Origin of the sequence: Collinsella aerofaciens (assembly GCF_028209395.1) — a bacterium.
In the GTDB taxonomy this organism is placed as follows: Bacteria; Actinomycetota; Coriobacteriia; order Coriobacteriales; family Coriobacteriaceae; genus Collinsella; species Collinsella aerofaciens_AZ.
In genome coordinates this window covers 47406-68587 of record NZ_JAQLDQ010000007.1, presented here as the reverse complement: position 1 = coordinate 68587, position 21182 = coordinate 47406, and the positions used below count along the sequence as shown (strand labels likewise).

17 protein-coding genes and 1 pseudogene are annotated in these 21182 nt (G+C 60.3%); 8 read left to right on the top strand and 10 right to left on the bottom strand.

Annotation, left to right across the window (positions count from 1 at the left end):
* A complete protein-coding gene (locus PMW67_RS04740) occupies positions 1-690 on the bottom strand; it encodes a DUF1015 family protein (protein WP_117563978.1) in 690 nt (229 codons plus the stop codon).
* Positions 691-729: 39 nt separating this feature from the next.
* Complete coding sequence (locus tag PMW67_RS04735) at positions 730-1950, bottom strand: M20 family metallopeptidase (protein WP_117772996.1); 1221 nt, start codon at positions 1948-1950, stop codon at positions 730-732.
* Between the two features lie 154 nt (positions 1951-2104).
* Here PMW67_RS04735 and PMW67_RS04730 point away from each other — a divergent pair, with 154 nt between their 5' ends.
* Positions 2105-3154: a hypothetical protein gene (locus PMW67_RS04730; RefSeq protein WP_271738864.1), complete on the top strand. Its 1050-nt coding sequence runs from the start codon at positions 2105-2107 to the stop codon at positions 3152-3154.
* Between the two features lie 347 nt (positions 3155-3501).
* On the opposite strand, the gene PMW67_RS04725 is transcribed toward PMW67_RS04730, so the two are convergent.
* The 4 genes and pseudogenes from PMW67_RS04725 to PMW67_RS04710 form a co-directional block, all read right to left on the bottom strand.
* Positions 3502-4665, bottom strand: coding sequence for a phosphoglycerate dehydrogenase (locus tag PMW67_RS04725; RefSeq protein ID WP_117735908.1), 1164 nt, complete (start codon positions 4663-4665; stop codon positions 3502-3504).
* A 69-nt stretch (positions 4666-4734) separates the two neighbouring features.
* On the bottom strand, positions 4735-5859 hold the full coding sequence (serC, locus tag PMW67_RS04720; protein ID WP_117772992.1) for a 3-phosphoserine/phosphohydroxythreonine transaminase: 1125 nt from the start codon (positions 5857-5859) through the stop codon (positions 4735-4737).
* Positions 5860-6001: 142 nt separating this feature from the next.
* A pseudogene (locus PMW67_RS04715) lies at positions 6002-7744 on the bottom strand (DNA/RNA helicase domain-containing protein).
* A complete protein-coding gene (locus PMW67_RS04710) occupies positions 7737-8093 on the bottom strand; it encodes a nucleotide pyrophosphohydrolase (RefSeq protein ID WP_197032115.1) in 357 nt (118 codons plus the stop codon). The pseudogene PMW67_RS04715 and the gene PMW67_RS04710 overlap by 8 nt, the downstream one beginning before the upstream one ends.
* 115 nt (positions 8094-8208) lie before the next feature.
* Here PMW67_RS04710 and PMW67_RS04705 point away from each other — a divergent pair, with 115 nt between their 5' ends.
* Positions 8209-8400: a hypothetical protein gene (locus PMW67_RS04705; protein WP_117563971.1), complete on the top strand. Its 192-nt coding sequence runs from the start codon at positions 8209-8211 to the stop codon at positions 8398-8400.
* Positions 8401-8421: 21 nt separating this feature from the next.
* Here PMW67_RS04705 and PMW67_RS04700 read toward each other — a convergent pair whose 3' ends face one another.
* A complete protein-coding gene (locus PMW67_RS04700) occupies positions 8422-10023 on the bottom strand; it encodes a potassium/proton antiporter (protein WP_118206443.1) in 1602 nt (533 codons plus the stop codon).
* Positions 10024-10276: 253 nt separating this feature from the next.
* Here PMW67_RS04700 and PMW67_RS04695 point away from each other — a divergent pair, with 253 nt between their 5' ends.
* A complete protein-coding gene (locus PMW67_RS04695; RefSeq protein ID WP_271738863.1) occupies positions 10277-11116 on the top strand; it encodes a metallophosphoesterase in 840 nt (279 codons plus the stop codon).
* A 355-nt stretch (positions 11117-11471) separates the two neighbouring features.
* Here PMW67_RS04695 and PMW67_RS04690 read toward each other — a convergent pair whose 3' ends face one another.
* The gene (locus PMW67_RS04690) at positions 11472-13046 is read right to left on the bottom strand and encodes a lipopolysaccharide biosynthesis protein (RefSeq protein WP_271738862.1); all 1575 of its coding nucleotides are present in this window, start codon (positions 13044-13046) and stop codon (positions 11472-11474) included.
* Between the two features lie 351 nt (positions 13047-13397).
* Between PMW67_RS04690 and pckA the strand changes: the two genes are divergently transcribed.
* The 5 genes from pckA (at position 13398) to PMW67_RS04665 (ending at position 18011) form a co-directional block, all read left to right on the top strand.
* Entirely contained in the window at positions 13398-15068 is a 1671-nt protein-coding gene (pckA, locus tag PMW67_RS04685) for a phosphoenolpyruvate carboxykinase (ATP) (RefSeq protein ID WP_271738861.1), read from the top strand.
* A 227-nt stretch (positions 15069-15295) separates the two neighbouring features.
* A complete protein-coding gene (locus tag PMW67_RS04680) occupies positions 15296-16015 on the top strand; it encodes a B3/B4 domain-containing protein (RefSeq protein ID WP_271738860.1) in 720 nt (239 codons plus the stop codon).
* A gap of 172 nt (positions 16016-16187) precedes the next feature.
* Positions 16188-16637 (top strand): MarR family winged helix-turn-helix transcriptional regulator, encoded by a 450-nt coding sequence (locus PMW67_RS04675; protein WP_271738859.1) that lies wholly within the window; start codon positions 16188-16190, stop codon positions 16635-16637.
* 119 nt (positions 16638-16756) lie between these two features.
* On the top strand, positions 16757-17611 hold the full coding sequence (locus tag PMW67_RS04670) for a DegV family protein (RefSeq protein ID WP_117641033.1): 855 nt from the start codon (positions 16757-16759) through the stop codon (positions 17609-17611).
* A gap of 79 nt (positions 17612-17690) precedes the next feature.
* The gene (locus PMW67_RS04665) at positions 17691-18011 is read left to right on the top strand and encodes an MGMT family protein (RefSeq protein WP_089572047.1); all 321 of its coding nucleotides are present in this window, start codon (positions 17691-17693) and stop codon (positions 18009-18011) included.
* Between the two features lie 389 nt (positions 18012-18400).
* Here the strand turns inward: PMW67_RS04665 and trpS are convergent, their stop codons facing one another.
* A complete protein-coding gene (trpS, locus tag PMW67_RS04660; protein ID WP_117757745.1) occupies positions 18401-19450 on the bottom strand; it encodes a tryptophan--tRNA ligase in 1050 nt (349 codons plus the stop codon).
* A 161-nt stretch (positions 19451-19611) separates the two neighbouring features.
* A complete protein-coding gene (locus tag PMW67_RS04655) occupies positions 19612-20811 on the bottom strand; it encodes an MraY family glycosyltransferase (protein WP_271738858.1) in 1200 nt (399 codons plus the stop codon).
* Between the last annotated feature and the right edge of the window lie 371 nt (positions 20812-21182).

Here is a 21182-nt window from a genome sequence, read left to right as displayed (position 1 = left end):
CTAGAACCGTGAGACCTGGTGAGTGAGCAGACCCGTCGGAACCTGCGGCGCGCTGCCGCTGACCTGCGCGGCGGGGAACAGCACGGCTACAGCAAAGTTGAACGGCTCTTTGCCAGAGTAGGCGCCGGCAGCGCGGGCCTCGTCGGCCAGAATCTGCGATGCCCCAGCCAGTGCGGCGACATAGGCGGAGTCACCGGCGAACACCGGGTCGGGCGCCTGATCGAGCATGGCACGGATGGCGGCAACGGCGTCCTCGCGCTTGACCTCCCACACGCGATGTGTGACGCCCGCGGGATCGGTGACGGCGTAGAGCGATGCGCCCTCTTTGGCAGCGCTCAAAATGATATCCATGACGGGCGACGCCTCGTAGGCGAGCGACACGGGGCGCGGCTGCACCTTAAGCTCGGCGATCGCGCGCGCGGCGGCGAGTGCGTCGACGCTCTCGGCGGCAGCCTCGTCGCTACCCGTCAGTACGTTAACCGGGCAAATCGCCACGACACCCGTCGCGCGACCCGGCTCGCCCGAGCATTCGTACACGTAATACGCCGCGCCTGGATCCTTGAGCATTAGGCCGTCAGCAATGGCGCCGCGCAGGGCGTCGTTGCCGCTCAGGATACCGCCCATCGCAGGCAGCGCCTCGAGCACACGGTCCTGAGCCGGGCGGATGCAGGGAAACGGAAGTGCTTTCATGGGCGGTCCTAACGCGCGAGTCGGTTTGTTCGCGGCTTATTATGCCCCAACTTGGCCGCTTGCGTCCCAGAGCGTGTTATCGGCAAGCGCGATGAGCACGTTTTGGCAGCGAACGATATCGGCATGGGGCACATACTCGTCGGGCTTGTGTGCGAGCGCCAACGAGCCGGGGCCGTAGCTCATACAATTGCGGTTGCCTGTCTTGCCGGCAATGACGGCGGTATCGGTGTAGCCGGTAAAGAAGCCGACGGTCGTGTCCGCGTCCGTTACGTCATCGGCGGCACGCTTGAGCGCTGCTAGAAGGGGAGAGTTCGGGTCGCGCTCGATGGCGGGGCGGTCGCCCGTCACGGTGTAGCTGCCATGGCAACCGGGAACGGCGGCTTCGGCGACGGCGATGGCATGCTCGACCATATTGATTGCGGCGGCCGTATCGGTCGGCGGGGTCAGGCGCATGTCGACCCAGACTTTGGCGCGGTCGGGTACGACGTAGGGGCGATATCCGCCCTCGATTTGGCCAAACGTGATGGTCGAAGGCCCCAGCTCATCGTGCGCGGGCAGCGCCGCAAACGCGCGACGAAGCGAACACACGACCTCGGCCATGGCGGCGACGGCATCCGCGCCCTTCCAAGGCTGGCTCGCATGCGCCGTCACGCCAGCCATTTCAATCTCGAACCACGTACGCCCCTTGTGCGCCACCTGGATCTGTCCGTCGGTGGGCTCGGTGTCCAGCACCCATTCGCGCGAGCTGACCCAGCCAGCATCGATCGCGGCCTCTGAGCCGCGCATGAAGTCTTCCTCGTCGACCGAGCAGATGAGCGAAAAGCCGCGGCGTGGCAGCGCGCCATCCGCCGCCACGCGCTCGAGCGTATGGACCAGTGCGGCAATGGCGCAGGCCAGGCCACCCTTCATATCGCAGGCACCGCGGCCATAGAGTTTATCGTCGCGCACAACCGCCCCAAGCGGTTCGATGTCTGCGTCCCAGCCATCGCCCAAGGTGACGGTATCCATGTGGCAGATATAGATCAGCCGCGGCTCGTCGCTTTGGCCCGGCACGGTGACTTTAAGGTTGCGGCGCCCGGGCAGCACTTCGAGCTCCTCAATCTGCACGGCATCGAGCGCAGAACTATCAAGTTGTGCCAGCTGCTGCTCAATGAGCCTCTTAATGAAGCGCTCAATTTCATCCTCATACGCGCCCGGGTCTGAGCTGTCGATCCGCACAAGCTCCTGCGCAAGCCGCCAGGCAAAATCCTCATCAACCATATGCAACCTCACAATCAGTTTGCTTTCCAAACCGATTGTAAGCCTCCTGAGAGATCCGCGACGTGGGCGTGGCAGTATTTACCGTTCGCAGGCCGAGCCAGCGCGTTTGCCGTCCGGGCGGGTTCACAAGCGACGCAGCGGGTACGTACCCTTCATGGACGACATGCTGTGCGACATATCTGCCTTTCGGTATCACCGGATACCTCCACAGGTCTTGGCAATAATGCCGGACCTGCCCGATTCTGCGGACGATCCGCGCAGGGAGCACCTATGTGAGCATCCGCTCGTCACGCATTTCCTGGGCACCCCGTTACACGTGTTGGCGCAGGGCAGCTGCGGACGTAAGGGCGATCGCATTGTCAGGCATGTTTGGAACGGGGAGAGGCCGTTTGATTCCGTGCGGCAGACGGAGTTTGGCCTCGATGTTGCGTCCCCACTCTTTACCCTGCTGACCCTGGCTTCCTCGGTCTCAAACGAGCGTCTAATCATGTGCATGTATGAGATGTGCGGCACCTTTGCCGTGTGCAAGATTGCGCCTCAGGTAAAGTCGGCACTTGAGCAGGCATACGGGGGCCGGTGGGGTGACGCACGGTTGGGTTGGGAAAATGTAAAGGATGTCTCGGGGAATCCAACGGACCTGTGGAAACGACCGCCCTTGATCGAGTTCTCTGAACTTACAGAGTTCGCCGATAAGATCCGGGGGCTCCGCGGCGCTAAATCGTTCACACGTGCCGCGAAATGCATTACGGGGGTGGCGGCATCGCCGCTTGAGGTCCAGGCTTCGATGCTGTTTGGCCTTACGAGGTTGCGCGGCGGCGAAGGGCTGCGCCTTACCAATAACGTTGAGATTCGTATGACGCGCAGCGCCCGCCTGATTTCGGGGCTTGATAGGCGCTATGCCGATATCCTGCTGGCAAATAAGGACGGCAGTCGAGAGTGTCTGGTTGAATGCCAAGGTAAAGCCATTCACGGATCCATTGAATCCAAGATTTCGGACTCCGATCGAACGACGGCGCTGCAAGCGATGGGATATCCCGTCATTCTGATGACCTATGGTCAGCTGGCCGACTCCGATGCCTTCCGCGTGGTGATGGAGCTCATCATGTCCTATCTCGATGTGCCGCTGAAAGACAAGACGCCGCGACAGCAGGAGCTCGAACGGCGGCTTCGTGAGGAGATTTTTATCGATTGGGCAGGAATGTAGCCGCGCGGGTGGAAAACGGTCGCGCGGACTAGAGTTTTGGTCACAAAAAGACTTATATTTCGCCTTGGAGGGGCCTTAAAAATGCTATCTAGAATAAGTTGTTTCGGAAAATGGACAGTCAACTTACATTCGGCACATAGAGATCGATTTTTACCTACTAAAGTCCCTGATAAAGCTGTTTATCAAAGCGGGTGTGCTTAGCGACTTGAGCCTCACTATCGATTATCTGAAAAAACTTGTTATGGGTATCATTTTAAAGTCGTCCGGAGCAACAAAATCGGCCCCCGTTTCGTGAAAACGGGGGCCGAATGGGCTTCGTGGTCTGTCTGGCAGGATTGGCGCCGGCGCTATTTAATCACGCGCACACGATACATCGACGGAATATGCTTGAGTGCCTCGATCGTGCTGCCGTCCAGGTGCTCATCGGTGTCGAACATGGTGTAGGCGTTCTCGCCAGCGGACTCGTTGGTCATGCGCTGCACGTTGGCGTTGTCCTTGGCGAGAATGGCCGTGATCTGGCCGATCATGTTGGGCACGTTGGCATGCAGGCAGGCAATGCGGCTTGCGGCGCGCGCCTTGCCCATGCTGCAGGCGGGGTAGTTGACGCTGTGCGCGATGTTGCCGTTTTCCAGGTAATCCTTGAGCTCGCTGATGGCCATGTCGGCGCAGTTGGCCTCGGCCTCGCCGGTGCCGGCGCCCGAATGCGTGGTGATAAACGTGTTGGGCATCTTGACGGTCTTGGGCGTGGCAAAGTCGCAGCTAAACCAGCTGAGCTTGCCCTCGCGCAGGGCAGCGTCGACGGCGTCCTCGTCAATGATGGTTTCGCGCGCGTAGTTGATGAGCACGGCGTCGGGCGCCAGCAGGTCGATCTGCTCGGTGCTGATCATGCCGATGGTATCGGCCTTGCTGGGCACGTGCACGGTGAGGTAGTCGCAGCCGCGGCAGAGGTCCTCGAGCGTGCCCACGCGCTGCACCTCGCGACTCAGCACCCATGCGTGCTCGACGGAAATGAACGGGTCGTAGCCGTAGACGTCCATGCCCAGATCGACACAGGCGTTGGCGACCTTGGAGCCCACGTTGCCCAGGCCGATGACGCCGATGCGCTTGCCCTTGAGCTCGCGGCCCACAAAGGCCTTCTTGGCCTTTTCGGCATCGACCTGAATCTCGGGGTCGTCGGCGTTGTCACGCACCCAGTTCATCGATTGCACCACGCCGCGGCTCGAGAGCACCAACATGCCCAGGACGAGCTCCTTGACGGCGTTGCTGTTGGCGCCGGGGGAGTTAAAGACGACGACGCCCTTCTTGGCGTACTCCTCGACGGGGATGTTGTTGACGCCGGCGCCGCAGCGGGCGATGGCGCGGATGCCCTCGGGCAGCTCGTAGCCGTGCAGGTCGGTGGAGCGCATCAGAATGGCGTCGGCCTCCTCGGCGGTGCCCACAAACTCGTAGCCCTCGCCAAATTCGACTTTGCCGTCCTTGGTAATGTCGTCGATGGTTTTAATCTTGCGCATGAAAAACTCCTTAGCGGATTTGTTTATAACAAGTGGTTTGAAGTGGCTGGTCGGCCCGCGTGTTGCGGGCTAGTTAGATCGCGGGCTCAAACTATGCTGCGCTTCGAAGTCCTTCACGTACGTGGCCAGCGCCTGCACGTCCTCCATGGTGACGGCGTTGTACACGCTGGCGCGCATTCCGCCGACGAGGCGATGGCCCTTGACGTTTTGGATCTGGTGCTCTGCCGCGCCCGCAACAAAGGCCGCGTCGAGTTCGGCGTCGCCGGTACGGAACGTGACGTTGGCGATGGAGCGGCTGTTGGCCTGCGCGGTGCCATGGAACAGCTCGCTGTGCTCGAGCAGGTCGTAGAGCAGGTTGGCCTTGGCCCAGTTGCGCTCGGCCATGGCGGCAAGTCCGCCGGTCTGCTCAACCCAACGGAACACCTTGCCGCACACGTAGATGCCAAAGGTGTTGGGCGTGTTGAGCATGGAGCCCTTGGCGGCCTGGGTCTTAAGGTTCATGTACTGCGGCGTCTGCGCAAAGGCCGGGCCGTCGGCGATCAGGTCGTCGCGCACGATGACCACGGTCACGCCAGCGGCGCCGGCGTTTTTCTGAGCGCCGGCGTAGATGAGTCCGTAGCGCTCGACGTCGAGTGGCTGCGACAAAAAGCAGCTCGAAACATCGGCGACCAGCGGCACATCGCCGCAGTTAGGCAGCTCGCGGTACATGGTGCCAAAGATGGTGTTGTTCTGGCAGATGTAGACGTAGTCGAGCCCGTCGCCCGCAGCCTCGGCGGCAATACGCGCGTTGATGTCGGCCATGTCGGGGATGCGGTCGAAGTTGGTGTCTTCGGAGCTCGCGAGCAGCACGGCCTCGCCGTACTTGGCGGCCTCCTTGTACGCCTTGTTGGCAAAGTTGCCGGTCACGATGTAGCCGGCGCGCCCGCGGCGCATGAGGTTCATGGGGATGCCCGCAAACTGCAGCGTGGCGCCGCCCTGCAAAAACAGGACACGGTAATTGTCGGGGATGCTCAGCAGGCGGCGTAGGGTTGCCTCGGCGTCGTCGATGATCTGCTGGTACATGCTAGATCGATGGCTCATCTCGAGCACGGACATGCCGCAACCGCGGTAGTCCATCATCTCGTCGGCGATCTCGGCGAGCACGCTTGTGGGCAGTGCGGCCGGGCCAGCTGAGAAGTTGTGCACACGTGCCATCTTCTAGTTCCCCCTCGTAGTCGTTTGAACGTTCGGGATACTTTAGCACAGTGGAGCGCTAGGCGCGACCGCATCACGGTAAAACTCGAGTGCGCCGCTATGATTTACAGGATGGTTACATGGGGGAGGGCGGTCGCAAGGTCTATATCGCCGGGATATACCGTGACAGGTACTCTTTGAGCGCGGGGTCGCACACATAGAGATACGTTCCTAACATGCCGCGCGTCATGAGGACGTAGTAGGCGTTGACGATGATCTTTTGCAGATCATCGTCGCTTGCCTTTTTCTTGGCAACGGCATCTTTGAAGTTTGCCCTGTTAACGTTGACTGCATCTTTGTTCGAATCGTAGTAAATGTCGGGACCCAGAATTACGAATCCGTAGTTGAGGTCGTAGCCTTGTACCGTATGAATGCATCCGACTTCGTTGACGGCGTTGGCGGAGTTAACCCAATCCTTCTGGGTTGAGTTCCAGCGTTTGGGAATGCCCTCGATGACGATATCGAACGCATCTTTGTTATTCTTCGTTTCCCACTTCCACGCAAAGCCTGCCATCATGCGGGATAGACCAACTTCTTCTTCCTTGGTTTGCTGCAGAGAGCAGAAGTCCTCAAATCGGTCGACGATTCCAAACTGGTATCTGGGGATATCGCTGTCCGGATCCCCGGCTCGCGAATCGTAAGGCTCCTATGAAAAGAGTGCTTTGAACTTCATGCCGGCATGCATGTACGCTTTGTTATCAAGCAGGTCGTAGACAAAATCGAGGTACTCATCGCCGCCACGCACGCGCATTTGGGTACTCAAGTTGAATTCTTCGGTCTCGATGCCGGCTTCTTCGAGTTGGTTGAGTCGCTGCTCAAGGCCATCTCGGTTGAGTCCCGATGCGCGGACTTGCTGTTTGGGGTCAAAGAACAGGTACGCCTTGTCGCAGCATTTGAAAATCCAATCCACCTGGCTGCTCGTGCGCGGCAAGCTGAGTCGTTCACATGTGTTGTAGAAAGCTCCGATGCCGGCGCCGGCGGATAAGTAGTTTCCCAGTCGGTGCGCCTCGTCGACAAGCAAGACGTCATACCGATCGTTTTTTGTGACGTCGTTGGGGCTCAGGATATCGCCGGGCTTTAACCCGGGGAGGAAGTGCGTGATTTTTTTGAGCGTCTTGCTCAGAGACTCCATGGGCGTCACGAAGCCGACCCGCAGACCGGAAAGGTTCGGCTCATTTTTGATTTTGAACATGAGACTGATGGCGAGGATTGTTTTGCCTGTTCCCGGCGCGCCGTTCACGACGGTTACGCGCTCTTTCTTGGGACCGCCGTGTTTAATGTCTTCATGCTCTTGCTCGAGCCGCCTGTAAATCGCCTCAATCGTTTCGTATTGATCGGGCGTGAGCGTTTTGAAGGGCGAGAATTTGAACAGGTCGGTATTCTCGAGCTCTTCGATGGGGTGGATCGCATAGTTCTCTTCGCGAAGCTTTGTCCAGAGGTCTCTGAACTTCTGGCGATACTGAGGTCGCTCAAAATAATCGAACTGGGCATAGCCATTGTTGGCGTTGGTTACCTGGTATTTTTCGTCAGCGCAGAACAGCTCGATAAGTCGATTCTCAAACTCAAATGTTGCTGACTGATTGAAGGTTGGATTGTCAATCAGGAGGGTCCGGTCGAAGTCTTTGTCCACGTTTGCGGCGTGTTGCTTCATGCGGCGTCGATAATTGGTCGTTTGACCGATGTACGCCGTTTTGTTTTTACTGTTGGTCAGAATATAGAGAACGGGCCAACTCTCGTCATGGTGGAATCCGGGCTTTGGCGTGCCAAAGTCCTGCAGCGATTCGCTTGCCTCGAAGGGTTGGGGGAGGGGAAGCGTGTATTGTCGAAGGGCGAACTCATTACTCATGGTGGGCCGCCTTTCTGTATTCGCTGGAGCTGGTGTCGACGGGATAGCGCTCGCCGTTGCGTTTGAGTTTGGACGAGAGCGCCTTTGGGAGGTCGATTCCGTTTAGATCGGCGAAACGTAGGAGAAAGAGGAGCGTGTCGGCAACTTCGTCTTCGATGGCTTGGCGCTGATCAGGGCTATCGAACATTTCTGCAATGCGCTTGTCGCTCATAAAGCGGAAAAGCTGAAGGAGTTCGGAGGACTCTGTCGCTATGCCGATGGCAAGTTCCTTTGGAGTGTGATATTTGCGCCAATCGCGCGCATCACAAAAATCTCTGACTTGTTCTGTCATGGCAGTGAGCTTGTCCATCATCCGTAACCTCCCTGATGTTCATTATTTTATTATGGCCGTATCTGGAGTTTATTGCACATCAGTTGGGACGTGCGGTTTGTCCGGCCGCGATTGCCCGGTAGGAGGATTCACCGTGAAGATTGAAGTTGATGTAGACCAGCTGCGCGAGGGCTTGCTCGACTACGCGGGGAGCGCGGCTGGCGTGGGCTTTCCCGCTGCCATGCTCGACGTGATGGATATCGAGGACGAGTCGCCCCAAGAGCTCCTAGCCCGAGCCGAACGCGAAGGCCTCGACCTCCGCGACTTTGCTGTGGGTGACAGCTAGTAGCTGAAGAGGGACGGGCTGCTAGGAAGCTAGCGTGGCGATGACGGCTTCGTCGCCGGCGTATATTAGGGTGTTGCCATCGGGGATGATGGTTTGGCCGTCGCGCTTGAGCATCACCACGATAAACGGGTGCTTGCCCTGCGGCACGTCGCGCAGGCGCTGACCGGCCAGGCGACCGTGGGGCGTCACGGTGACCTCGCGCAGCGTAACCTCGGCACGCTCTTCGAACGTTGGGGCGGCCATCACCAGCAGATCGCCTTCCTGGATCACGGTGTCGCCATTGGGCAGTACCGGATGCGCCCCGTCGCGCAGCACCAGGACCACGAGCATGTCCGTCGCGCTGCCAATGTCCGCGAGCGAGCGTCCGGCAAACGGATGGCCAGCGCCCACCTTGAGCTTTACAAACGACATGCCGTCCTCGTCGCGGTAGTCGTTAAAGGTGCGGCGCACGTCGCCGGTCGCATCGATCATATCGAGCTTCTTCGCCACCGCCGGCAGCAGCGAGCCCTGCACCACGATGCTCGACGCGGCAATCACAAACACCAGGTCAAATAGGTCGTGTCCGCCGGGAACGCCGGCCACCACGGCAAAGAGACTAAAGACGACCGAAGCTGCTCCGCGCAGGCCCGCCCAGCTTACGAGCGCGACCTGGCTGGGATTCGTCTTAAAGGGCGCTAGGAGCACGCCGACGGCGATGGGGCGGCTCACGAAGAGCATGAACGCCATGAGCGCCAGGCCCGGCAGCAGCATCTGCGGCAGGCGTGCGGGCGTTACGAGCAGGCCGAGCAAGAAGAAGATGGTCATCTCTGCCATCTCGGTGAGGGTGTCGAAGAAGTGCGCCATCTCGACCTTACCGGTGATGTCGCTTGCGCCCAGCACAATGCCTGCAAGGTATACGGCCAAAAAGCCGTTGCCGCCCAGGTAGCTCGGCAGCGCGTAGGCGACGATGGCCACGGCGAACAAGAAGATGGTCTGCGCGCCTTCGGCCGTTGCGTGTGCGCGCTCAATCAGACGGCTGGATGTCCAGCCGATGGCAAGGCCCAACCCCACGCCCAGGATGATCTGCTTGGTCAGCAGCACGGGAATGTCGATATTGCCGCCCGCCGCGAGGGTCGCGAGCACGGCGGTGAGCATGTAGGCGACGGGGTCGTTGGAGCCCGATTCGACCTCGAGCAGCGAGTCGGTGCCGCCCCTCAGCGAAAGGCTGTGCTCGCGCAGAACGCTAAAGACGCTGGCCGCGTCGGTGGACGCCACGACCGATCCCAGCAGCAGGCCGCCGATCCAGTCGAAGCCCAGCACAAAGTGGGCGAACACGCCGGTGATGCCTGCGGTGATGACGACGCCGAGCGTGCTCAGCAGCACCGCCGGCGCGGCGACGGGCTTGGCGCGGTCTATGTTGGTGTTAAAGCCGCCGTAGAACATGATGAACAATAGCGCCGTGCTGCAGACGGTTTCGGTGAGTGCGTAGTCGCTAAAGTCGATATGCGCCGGGCCGTTGACGCCCAACAGCATGCCGAGCGCGATAAAGATAAGCAGGGTGGGGAAGGGGAGCTTTTTGCCGACGGGTTTGATGGTCAGGCACAAAATGATGACGAGGCCGATAAAAAGAAGGATCTGGTTCATGGATGGTGTCCGCTCCTGGGTGGTTGGCGTGGCACGGTTAGTTGTCTGCGGTTATTTGTACCCAAAGATGGTGGGTTTATGGGGTTGAATTGCGGGCGTGCGCGATATCGTCATAGACGGCTGCCGTCTTTGCCTCTGCTCGGAAACCCTTTCCAGCTTTATTGCAACGGAGTACAATGGGTAACGTTTAAGTTCAACTTGAAGTTTTAGTTGCGGCGCCGGGCTTTGGCCGCAATGCAAGGAGAGGCGTTCCATGGCGATCTATGTGACATCTGATGCTCACGGACACGTGCATGCGCTTGACGAGGCCCTGTCTAAGATCTCGTTGACGTCCGACGACACGCTGTACGTGCTGGGCGACATGATCGATCGCGGGCCCGATCCGGTCGGCGTTATTAAGCTCGTGCGCTCGCTGCCTAACGCCCGCGTTCTCAAGGGTAATCACGAGCAGATCATGCTCGATGCCATCATTAGCCAGGATCCGCTCGATGCCGAGACCTGGGATATCAACGGTGGCTGGACGACGCGCGAGCAGCTCAACGACATGGAATTTGACGCATACGAGGAGCTCGTGCGATGGATGGCCGCGCTGCCGCTCTACGCGGTGGCCGAGACCGAGGAGCGCCCGTATCTGCTGGTACATGCTGGGATCGAGATGAAGGCGGCGCGCGCGTTTTTGCTTGAGCATGGCGTCGATTGTGCCGATGGCGTTGGAGCGGTGGGTGCCGATCGCGAGCTGCTGCAGCAGATGCTCGCGGTGCAGTCGGCCGATGACCTGCTGTGGATTCGTCACGGCTATTGGGATGCGCCGACCGGGCTGCTTTCTGCCGAGGGCAAGGGTCCGGTCGTGGTGAGCGGTCACACGCCAACGGTGTCGCTCGGGCGTTATTGCGAGGTCGGTGGTCTTGCGGGGCTCGATGAGGAGTCGGGCCGCGGGCAGATCGTGCGCCTGGGTGGCGAGGATACCGCCGGCGTGCCCGATCGCATCGATATCGACTGCGCCGCCGCCACCGGCTCCGAGTTCGGCCGCGTCGGGATCCTGCGGCTCGATGATGGGGCGGAGTTCTACGCGAACATCAACCCGGGCGAATAATCGGTGCAAGTGGTAGCTAATTTGGGACGGAGCTTTTTTGACTACTTTCGGAGAATAGCGCTTTCTTGCTCGGTAAGCGCGAGAAATGAGGAGCGTCTGCGTCCTCGGCAGTGCGAAAATGCTCGAAAAACCGTCGCAACGGAGTCAAACGACGTTGCGACGGTTCTTTTTTGGCTGTCCGCTGGCTAAGTGAGTAGACTTTTTTGGAAATGCCGAGCAGCCGGCAAATTTGCCTCAACAAAACCGCAGGTCACTGACTTGTGTTTTGCCGGTGTGGTCAGGGATTCGGCAAAAGTCTACTCACTTAGTTTTGCGTGTCGCAAATCGTCCGCAACGAGACCCCCCATTGCGCCAATTAGGCGCCGTACGGGTTGCGGTCGCGCTCGATGCGTTGGCGGATGTGGGCGTATTCGATAATCAGCAGCACCAGGAGTAGGGCCATGATGGCTAGGTAGCTCACCACGGCGCCCATCAGACCCAGCAGGTTGATCAGGATCACCGGGAGCACCACGCTCACGGCAAAGCAGATCAGGTAGATCTTGGTGACGTCTCCAGCGTGGCGCAGCACCGTGATAATGGCGTAGATAAAATCGATGGCCGCGGTTACGCCGCCGGCGACGACCATCAGCAGCGCCAGCGTACGGTAGCGTTCAAAGCTGAGGCCGTACATAAAGCTCATGAGGGGAATACCGGGACCTGCCATAAATGCGGCGCACACGCCGGTGATGACCGCGATCAGCGCCATAACGGCAACAATAATCAGGTCAAAGCGACGACGCTTGCGAGGATTAGCCCAAATGCTCGACAAGCGCAGGAGCTGCGGTTTATAGATAAATCCAATGCTCAGCAAAATAGCCTGCGCCGGAAAGAACAGGGCATTAAAGTACAGCTGATATTTGTATGCCAGCGTGCCTTCCATCACAAACTTGGGCATGCTCTCAATAAGGTTGAACAGGAACAGTGCACCAAAGAGCGGGGCGCACTGGACAAACAGGTGGCCGACCTCGCGCAGGCTCACGTGGCGCGATTTTTCGGTCTCGAGCAGGGCAAGCGGCGCGGTGACCAGCACGAGCGAGGCGATGGCGGTGACACCCATGGCCATGGCCGCGATGGGCATGCTGCGCGTGAGGAACAGTGCCACGCTAAAGACCGCGATGACGCCGGCGGAACGCAGCGTTTGGCTCATGCCGGCCAAATAGAGCTTGTCGGCCTGCTGCAGGCGGCCCTCGTACACGTCGGCGATGCCGTCGATCACCTTATAGAGGTAGACGCCCAGGCCGATCGTGGCCATCTGCGCATCGTAGCCGCGGGCGCTGCTGTATACCAGGCCGCATGCCAGCGCGAGCGCTCCGCAGAGCCAGCGGTTGAGCTGGTAAGAGGCAAAGGACGTCTTTTCGTCGATGTCCGAGACCTGGAAATTGCGCACGCCGTAGTTGCACGCGATCATGATGAGCGTGCCGGTGACAAAGGCGATGGAGAATTTGCCAGCCTCCTCGGCGCCCGCGAGCTGTGTGGACACGATGGTGAGCAACGGAAACGCCATGCCCCACACGGCGGTGCCCAGGGTATTCCAAAGGTAGTCGCGACGGGTGGCGTGATCTTCGTACTCGGCTTCTTGCGTGGAGAAGCCGCCGCCGTAGACGGCTCCGAGCAGGCGGTTCCACCAGGCATTGACCATGCGGTGGATGGGGCCGGGCTGGCGATTGCGCTCGCGGCGACGGCGTGTGGCCTGGCTGCTGTCGGGACCGCCGGCGTTACGCTGGCTTAGCTCTTGGATTCGTGCGAGCTCCTCGGCGGTGTGCGATGCGGGGAACAGGCCGTTCTCGATGCGTCCGCCCTGTCCGTGCGCCCCGTCCGATACGGTGGGGTCGGTGACGCCATTGCGGCGGGCGATGGCGCGGCGAATGCTATCGATGGGCGTGATGCTCAAAGCGGAGTCCTTTCTATTGCTACGCTCTAGTATAGACGCGACGGTGTTCGGTCGTGTTTTTGAACAGGTTGTTCGATAATTTCGGCGGCGCCATTCAGTAGACGCATTTGGGGACGTTCCTTATGTGCCGGCACTTTGGGAACGTCCCTAAGTGCCGGCATCCGGGGACACTCCTTGAATGTTGCCTGTTCAAGAGTGTCCCTAACGACTAGGCCGCTTGCCTGCGATTTTTGACCGTTGGGCGGGCGCTTCGCCGTTGCCGCAAAAACGTTTTTGCATATCGGGTACAACGGGCTTTACGTGAGTAAAGTGCGTGCCGCGTCCACGTGTCGCGCTTTTAAAGGAGGCCCCATGCCAGGTGTTACCCCTGCAGAAGTTTTGTCCAACTTTGGTCTTACGCTGGTCGAAGATCCTGCCGAGAATCAGCCCCGTCTGCTGGTCGATCTACCCGCCGCGGAGCTCGTCGAGCACGCCATCCGCCGCGAAGAAGGCCGCATGGCATCCAATGGCGCACTCGTGATCGAGACGGGGGAGCGCACCGGCCGTTCGCCCAACGACCGCTTTATCGTCGACACGCCCGACGTGCACGACAAGATCGCCTGGGGCGCCGTCAACCGACCGCTTTCGATCGAGAGCTACGAGACCATCAAGGCCGGTATCGTCAACTACCTCAACGAGCGCGATGTTTTCGTCACGCGCGGTATGGCCGGTGCCGATCGCAACCATACACGTCGCCTGCTTGTCGCCTGCGAACGTGCCAGCCAGGCGCTCTTTATTAAGCAGATGCTCGCTCGCCCGCTCGCTCGCGAAATTGCGCGCACCGGTGAGCCGGACTTTTGCGTGCTCGCCGCTCCCGGCTACCAGTGCGATCCCGCCATTAAGGGCCTCAACTCCAGCGCCGCCGTGGTCATCAACTTCCAGGAGCGCGTGATTCTGGTTGCCGGCACCGGTTACTCCGGTGAGATCAAAAAGTCCATCTTCAGCGTCATGAACTACCTGCTGCCCGTAGAGGACGACGTGCTGCCCATGCACTGCTCGGCCAGCATGGATCCTGTCACGCACGAGACCGCCGTGTTCTTTGGCCTGTCTGGCACCGGCAAGACCACGCTTTCGGCCAACCCCACGCGCCTACTGATCGGCGACGACGAGCACGGTTGGTCCGACATGGGCATCTTCAACATCGAGGGTGGCTGCTACGCCAAATGCGAGGGCCTGGACGCGTTCCACGAGCCTGAGATCTTCAACGCCGTCCGCTTTGGCGCGATCTGCGAAAACGTGGTGCTCGACGAGAGCCGCAAGCCCAACTACGATGACGTCTCGGTCACGCACAACACGCGCGTGGCCTACCCTGTGGAGCACATTCCCAACGCGTGGACCAAGGGTATGGGCACCACTCCGAGCGTCGTGCTGTTTTTGACCTGCGACGCCTTTGGCGTGCTGCCGCCCATCTCGCGCCTGACGGCCGACGCCGCCATGTATCACTTTGTGACGGGCTTTACGGCCAAGATCCCCGGCACCGAGGTCGGCGTCACCGAGCCCACGCCCACGTTCTCTTCGCTGTTTGGCGAGCCGTTTATGCCGCTCGACCCCATGGTCTATGCCAAGATGCTCGGTGAGCGCATCGCCGACGGCCGCACGCGTGTGTACCTGGTCAACACCGGCTGGATTGGCGGCGGCTACGGCGTGGGCCATCGCATCGAGCTTGCCTACACGCGCGCCCTGGTGGCCCGCGCCCTCGACGGTACCATCGAGGACAGCGAGTTCGTCCACGATGATATCTTTAACGTCGACATTCCCACCACGTGCCACGGCGTGCCCGACGGCATCCTGGTGCCGCGCCAGTACTGGCAGAGCACCGCGCGCTACGACGAGGCGGCGCACAACTTGGCCGTGATGTTCGAGGAGAACTTCGAGAAGAAGTACTCGCACCTGCCCGAGTCCGTGAAGGCCGCCGGTCCGCACGCTCAGGTGCACGCCGACGCCCGTCATCGCGGCCGCGGCCTGCTGGGACTCCGACACTAGCGTCGCCGCGAGTCCATATCCGCCACAAAGGGGACAGGCACCTTTGTGGCGGTTTTGCTTGGGCGAATGACTCGGGTTACAATACGCCTGACATATCGCCCCCTTCTCCGGATGGGGGCAGCGTAAGCGCTCTTGTGGCGGCACCGTAGGACTTTGAAGGTGGCCGTCGTAAGGGCGCTTTTTGTTTAGGCACCCGGGCTCGGGCGCATGCTATGAAGGGAGAGCACATGAAGAGTTTCGTTGCCGAGGATTCGTTTTGGGAGCTATTTCCGCAGGCGGCTGTCGGTGTTGTGGTCGTAAAGGGCATGAAGCCCGCGGCTCAGATTCCTCAAGAGGACGTTGATGCGATTGCCGCGTTGCTCGACCGCGCCAATATCGATGCGGAGCGTCACCTGACGAGTGATACCATCAGCGAGAATGCGCCGGTTAAGGCATGGCGCGAGGCATATCGCCTATTCAAGACCAAGAAGGGCGCGCGTTGCTCAATTGAGAACCTGCTCAAGCGCGTGCTCAAAGGAAAGCCGGTGGGCCACATTACGCCCGCGGTGGACATCTACAACACGGTGTCGCTGTCCTACGCGCTGCCCGTAGGCGGCGAGGATTTGCACGCGATTGAGGGAGACCTTTGCCTGAAGGTGACCGACGGTGGCGATTCATTTCTGCCGCTTGGCGAGGAGACAGATGACCCGACGCTGCCCGGCGAGCTCGCCTACATCGATGATGCGGGCGCCGTATGCCGCTGCTGGAACTGGCGCGATGGCGTTCGAACGGCGTTGTCCGATGATTCGGTCGATGCTTTCCTGGCGATTGAGTGCGTGGAGCCCGAGCGGATGGGGGATTGCCAGGCCGCGATCGATCGCTTAGCCGAGCTGCTCGAGCGCTATCTGGGAGCGACGGTTGTCGTTAAAACGCTTGTGACCCGCGACAATCCTTGCGTGGGGCTGTAGCGAAGTCTGCGGATCAAACTCGATGCCCCAAACCACCACAAAGGTGCCTGTCCCCTTTGTGGTGGTTTTTATGTTGATGGGTTAACAAATGGGATATTTGGGTACGGGTGTTGCCTTGTGCGGCTAAGATGTTTACCCGTTAGCATCATGTAAGCGAAAGGCGGTCGTCACCATGCAGCAGAACGGCGAGACACGTTTTGAGGACTTTGTCGGACTGATCAGCGGCCTCTACAAGGAGATTCAGCGTATCAAGACGTCCGAAGGCGCAAGGCTGGGCCTCAAGGGCTCCGACGTTATGTGCCTGTACTATCTTGAGCGCAGCAAGGACGGCCTGACTGGCGCCGACCTCGCCCGCATGGCCGGCGTTACCCGTGCCGCCGTTTCGCGCACACTGGCACATCTGGAGGAGGGCGGCTACGTCGAGGTTGACGACTCGGGTGATGCGGCCGTCAAGTATCGTGCTCCGGTGCGCCTGACTGCCCTGGGCGGCGAGAGCATGAGCGAGGCCGATCGCATCATTCGCGAGGTGCTCGATACCACCGGCAAGGCCATGGGCGTGGAGCAGCGCGAGCAGATGTATGCATCGCTGCGCACGATCCTCAACACCCTGCGCGAGATCTAGAGCCGCGCTGGCGCTAGCTTTCAGCCAAGAACTGCATCGTCCCGTTTGAGCGCGTACGCCGTGCCGGGACATTGCTGTCAAAATTCCCTGCGCGAGACCTGCGCAAGAAAGGATTCGTTATGTCCGTCCGCATTATTACCGATTCCGCAAGCGATATGTCGCCGGCGGAGCACCCCGCTCTGCGTGTTCTGCCGCTGTCCGTCACCTTTGGCACCGATGTGTATATGGATGGCGTCGACATCGATCACCAGCGCTTTTACGAGATGCTTGTGGAGCGCGATGAGCTGCCCAAGACCGGTCAGGTCAACCCGTACGCCTTTTCGCAGGCGATTGCCGAAGCGCGTGAGGCCGGCGATGAGGCCGTGATTATTACCGTGGGAGCCAAACTCTCGGGCACCAACCAGAGTGCTCGTACGGCACTTGCCGAGGCGCCGGGCGGCGACATGTTCGTCGTGGACAGCAATAACGTGACCTTGGGCGAGCGCGTGCTGGTCGAGTATGCGCTGCGCCTGGTGGACGAGGGCCAGGGCGCGGCTCAGGTTGCGGCGGCTGTCGAGGCCGTGCGCGACCGCGTGGTCGTCATCGGCCTGCTCGAGACGCTGGAGTACCTGGTGCGCGGCGGTCGCCTGTCTGCTGCGGCCGGTGCCGTGGGTACGCTGCTCAACGTAAAGCCCGTGGTGGCTGCCGAGGACGGTCTGATCGTGCAGCTGGGCAAGGCGCGCGGTTCCAAGAACGGACGTAACCTGCTCAACCAGAAGGTCGAAAAGGCGGGCGGCATCGACTTTTCCATGCCGCTGGCGCTCGGCTATACGGGCCTTTCGGATGCGGTGCTCAAGAAGTATATCGAGGACAGCGCGGCACTGTGGGCTGGCCATACCGAGGGCGAACTGCCCGTTCACACCATCGGCGCCACCATCGGCACCCATGTAGGCCCCGGCGCCGTAGCCGTAGCCTTCTTCCAGCCCGTTAACTAGCCCACCTGCCAAAACCACCACAAAGGGGACAGGCACCTTTGTGGTGGTTTATGCTATTCCGGGTGGAAGGGGGCGAGCAATGGCGTCTGAGGGCTTTTTTGAGCGGGTGTACGAGGTGGTCGAGCAGATTCCCGAGGGGATGGTCGCCACGTATGGTCAGGTGGCGCTGCTTGCTGGACGTCCACGAAGTGCGCGGTACGTGGGGTATGCCCTGCATGGCAATCCGCGCCCCGGCGAGATTCCCTGTCACCGCGTGGTGTTTGCCGATGGCCGCATATGCGATGGTTTTGCTTTTGGCGGTCCCGATGCTCAACGTGAGCTTTTGCTAGGGGAGGGTGTGGCGTTTAAGGACGACATGCACGTCGACTTGGCCGCCTGTCGCTGGCCTGCAGGGCTCTAGCGGCTCTGCCGTGGCTTAAACCACCACAAAGGTGCCTATCCCCTTTGTGGTGGTTTTGGCAGGTTTACCGAGGTTAACTTATGGAGAAGGTATGGCGGCGCGGTTTGTCGCAGCAAAGTAAACCACGGTGAACTATATTGGTTTCAGCAACGGAGCAGGCAATAGGCGATGAAAAAGCCTGCCCTGTTGAGTTTGATTCGCATTCCTCCCCTCTGTGCGATTCAACGGTGTACTTCGGGAACAGGCCCGCTGGCAACTAACTGCCAGCGGGCCTGTTCCTGTTTGTCGAGGGAGTGCAATGGGCAGAGCCGAACCGGTCGGGCACCAAAAAAGGCGGACGCCGTAGCGCCCGCCCTATAGCAATCGAAAGTTCTAGCCAGCAGATCGATCTAGTACACCATGCCCATGGCGTCCTGAACCTCGGCCAGGGTCTGCTCGGCAATCTCGTTGGCGCGACGGTTGCCCTCGTGCAGCACGTCCTTCACATAGTCCAGATCGTTCTCATAGCGCTGACGACGCTCGCGGATCGGCGCGAAGTACTCGTTGACGGCCTCGGTCACGTACTTCTTGAGCTGGCCGGAGCCGCCCATGCCAATCTCCTCGGCAATCTCGACCTCGGAACGGCCAGTGCAGATGGCGGCGGTTGAAAGCAGGCCGGACACGCCGGGGCGGTTCTCGGGATCGAACGTGATCATGCGCTCGGAGTCGGTCTGGCTCTTCTTGATGCGCTTGGCCGTCTCCTCGGCGGTCATCGAGATGTTGATGGCGTTGCCGTAGCTCTTGCTCATCTTGCGACCGTCCAGGCCCGGCAGTAGCGGGGTCTCGGACAGCAGCGCTTCGACCTCGGGGAACACTTTGCCGTAGCGGTTGTTAAAGCGGCGGGCGATGGTGCGGGTGAGCTCGATGTGCGGCAGCTGGTCGCGACCGACGGGCACCACATTGCCCTTGCAGAACAGGATGTCGCAGGCCTGGTGCACCGGGTAGGTGAGCAGAAGGCCGGTGAGCTCGTGGCCCGAGGCCTCCATCTCGGCCTTGACCGTGGGGTTGCGCGCCAGCTCGGCCTCGGAGACCAGCGACAGGAACGGCAGCATGAGCTGGTTTGCGGCGGGTACGGCGGAGTGCGCGTAGATCATGGTCTTGTCGGGGTCGATGCCGCAGGCAAGGTAGTCCATGACCATGTTGTACACGTTGTCCTGGATGTGCTCGGTCGTATCGCGGTCAGTGATGACTTGGTAGTCGGCGATGAGCACGTTGGTCTTGGCGCCCATGTTCTGCAGCTCAACACGGCCCTTGAGGGTGCCGAAGTAGTGACCCAGGTGCAGACGGCCGGTGGGGCGGTCGCCGGTGAGCATGGTGAACTTCTCGGGCGTTTTGGCCAGGCCCTCGCGAATGGCGTTGCTCTTTTGCAGCGCGACTTCGTAGCTGTTCTCGTTTGGCATGATTGCTCCTAACGTATGTTCATGGGTCAAGATGATAACGCGTTTATTGGAGGGGCAGGTCGTAAGTAGGCGAGGGGCGGGAGAGCGGCGGCTTGTGCGATGGGCGCGGCGTGGCTGCACGTTTGGCCGGCGGCGTCTGGACGCATCCTCGGCAGCTTACCCTAGCGCCTGTGGTGGCGCTCTTCCTTACGTTCCTCGGCTGCCTGCTCCTCTTGCTTAAAGGCGGGATCGTCGGGGGTGACGAGCTCGTCCTCGTGCGTGCGCTTGTTGTAATGGTGGCGCAGCACGGGCTCAAACAGATGTAGATGCTTGGCAAAGGCCGCCGAGCCAATGGCGAGCACGGTAAAGATGAGCACGCGCATGGGCACCTCGACCTGGTTGATCGCGGCGGCGCCGGCCGAAAGCATAATGCACCAGGCATAGATGAGCAGCACAGCCTGCTTTTGGTTGTAGCCCTCTTGGATCAGGCGGTGGTGGATGTGGCCCTTGTCGGCCTGCCCGATGCTAATGTGGGCGCGCTTGCGGCGCACGATGGCGCTAAACGTGTCGATGATGGGCACGCCGGCAACGATGAGCGGGATGATAAGCGAGGTGAGCGCGGCGGTGCGGCTCACGTTGAGTAGCGAGATGGAGCCCAGCGCAAAGCCCAGAAGCAGCGACCCCGAGTCGCCCAAGAAGATGCTTGCGGGGTTGAAGTTGTAGCGCAAAAAGGCCAGACAGGCGCCAAAGAGCGCAATGGAGAGCGCGGCGGCGTCGATGCGGCCCGAGAGAACGGCCATCGAAAACATGGTGAACGACGCGATGCCGCAGATGCCCGTGGCTAAGCCGTCGAGGCCGTCGATGAGGTTAATGATGTTGGTGAATGCCACCAGATAGATCACGGTGATGGGGTAGGCGAGCCATCCGAGCATGATTTCGCCAGGGGCAAACGGGTTGACGATGACGCCGATGCGCAGGCCGCCCACGCAGGCGATGAGCGCAGCGAGGACCTGTCCGGCCAGCTTTTGCTTGGGCTTGAGCTGGATGACGTCGTCGATAGCGCCGGTCGCAAAGATGACGGTAAAGGAGAGGGCCAGCATAGGATAGCTAATGTGAAGGCGCGGGTGCGGCACCAGGACGGGCGGCCAACCCAGGTACCAGGTGCCTAGGATTTGCACAATACAGGCAACGACCAGGCCCAAAAACACCGCCGTTCCGCCCAAACGCGGGATGGGCTTGGTGTTGATGCGGCGCTTAGAAGGATAGTCGACGGCGTCGAGCTTAATTGCCAAGCGCTTGACCAGGGGCACCGTGAGGAAGGTCGTGATGAAGGCCGCCGCTGCCACGCATAGATACGGTATGTAGCTCGGGGATGAAGCCATGAATCTAAAAACCGCCAAGCGTCGAAGGAAAAGGTCAAAGGTTGCTAAGCGCAAAGGGCATAGCCGAACCATGATACTCGACCACGGGGGGTGCATGGAATTGCATGCAGCGATAATCACGCGCTTACCAGATATTGGGATGTTGTCGATGGCTTGTCGGGATACCGGCGGGGATCCATATGGGCTGTAATGGTGGTTTTCGGCAAAAGAAAACCACCCCCCACGTTACGAAAATGAACCCACCTAAAACAGGTGGGTGCCCTCATCGACTGTTCCAGCGTCCTTAACAACGAAGGATACCTGTACTAGGTACGACTGTGTGGGCTCCCTAAATAAACGCGACGGTTCACCCAGTTGCTCCGCGGGGGGCG

Coding starts and splice junctions, on each gene's coding strand:
- PMW67_RS04740 (WP_117563978.1), bottom strand. CDS start 690: ATGAAAGCACTTCCGTTTCCCTGCATCCGCCCGGCTCAGGACCGTGTG.
- PMW67_RS04735 (WP_117772996.1), bottom strand. CDS start 1,950: ATGGTTGATGAGGATTTTGCCTGGCGGCTTGCGCAGGAGCTTGTGCGG.
- PMW67_RS04730 (WP_271738864.1), top strand. CDS start 2,105: ATGGACGACATGCTGTGCGACATATCTGCCTTTCGGTATCACCGGATA.
- PMW67_RS04725 (WP_117735908.1), bottom strand. CDS start 4,665: ATGCGCAAGATTAAAACCATCGACGACATTACCAAGGACGGCAAAGTC.
- serC (WP_117772992.1), bottom strand. CDS start 5,859: ATGGCACGTGTGCACAACTTCTCAGCTGGCCCGGCCGCACTGCCCACA.
- PMW67_RS04710 (WP_197032115.1), bottom strand. CDS start 8,093: ATGGACAAGCTCACTGCCATGACAGAACAAGTCAGAGATTTTTGTGAT.
- PMW67_RS04700 (WP_118206443.1), bottom strand. CDS start 10,023: ATGAACCAGATCCTTCTTTTTATCGGCCTCGTCATCATTTTGTGCCTG.
- PMW67_RS04695 (WP_271738863.1), top strand. CDS start 10,277: ATGGCGATCTATGTGACATCTGATGCTCACGGACACGTGCATGCGCTT.
- pckA (WP_271738861.1), top strand. CDS start 13,398: ATGCCAGGTGTTACCCCTGCAGAAGTTTTGTCCAACTTTGGTCTTACG.
- PMW67_RS04680 (WP_271738860.1), top strand. CDS start 15,296: ATGAAGAGTTTCGTTGCCGAGGATTCGTTTTGGGAGCTATTTCCGCAG.
- PMW67_RS04675 (WP_271738859.1), top strand. CDS start 16,188: ATGCAGCAGAACGGCGAGACACGTTTTGAGGACTTTGTCGGACTGATC.
- PMW67_RS04670 (WP_117641033.1), top strand. CDS start 16,757: ATGTCCGTCCGCATTATTACCGATTCCGCAAGCGATATGTCGCCGGCG.
- PMW67_RS04665 (WP_089572047.1), top strand. CDS start 17,691: ATGGCGTCTGAGGGCTTTTTTGAGCGGGTGTACGAGGTGGTCGAGCAG.
- trpS (WP_117757745.1), bottom strand. CDS start 19,450: ATGCCAAACGAGAACAGCTACGAAGTCGCGCTGCAAAAGAGCAACGCC.
- PMW67_RS04655 (WP_271738858.1), bottom strand. CDS start 20,811: ATGGCTTCATCCCCGAGCTACATACCGTATCTATGCGTGGCAGCGGCG.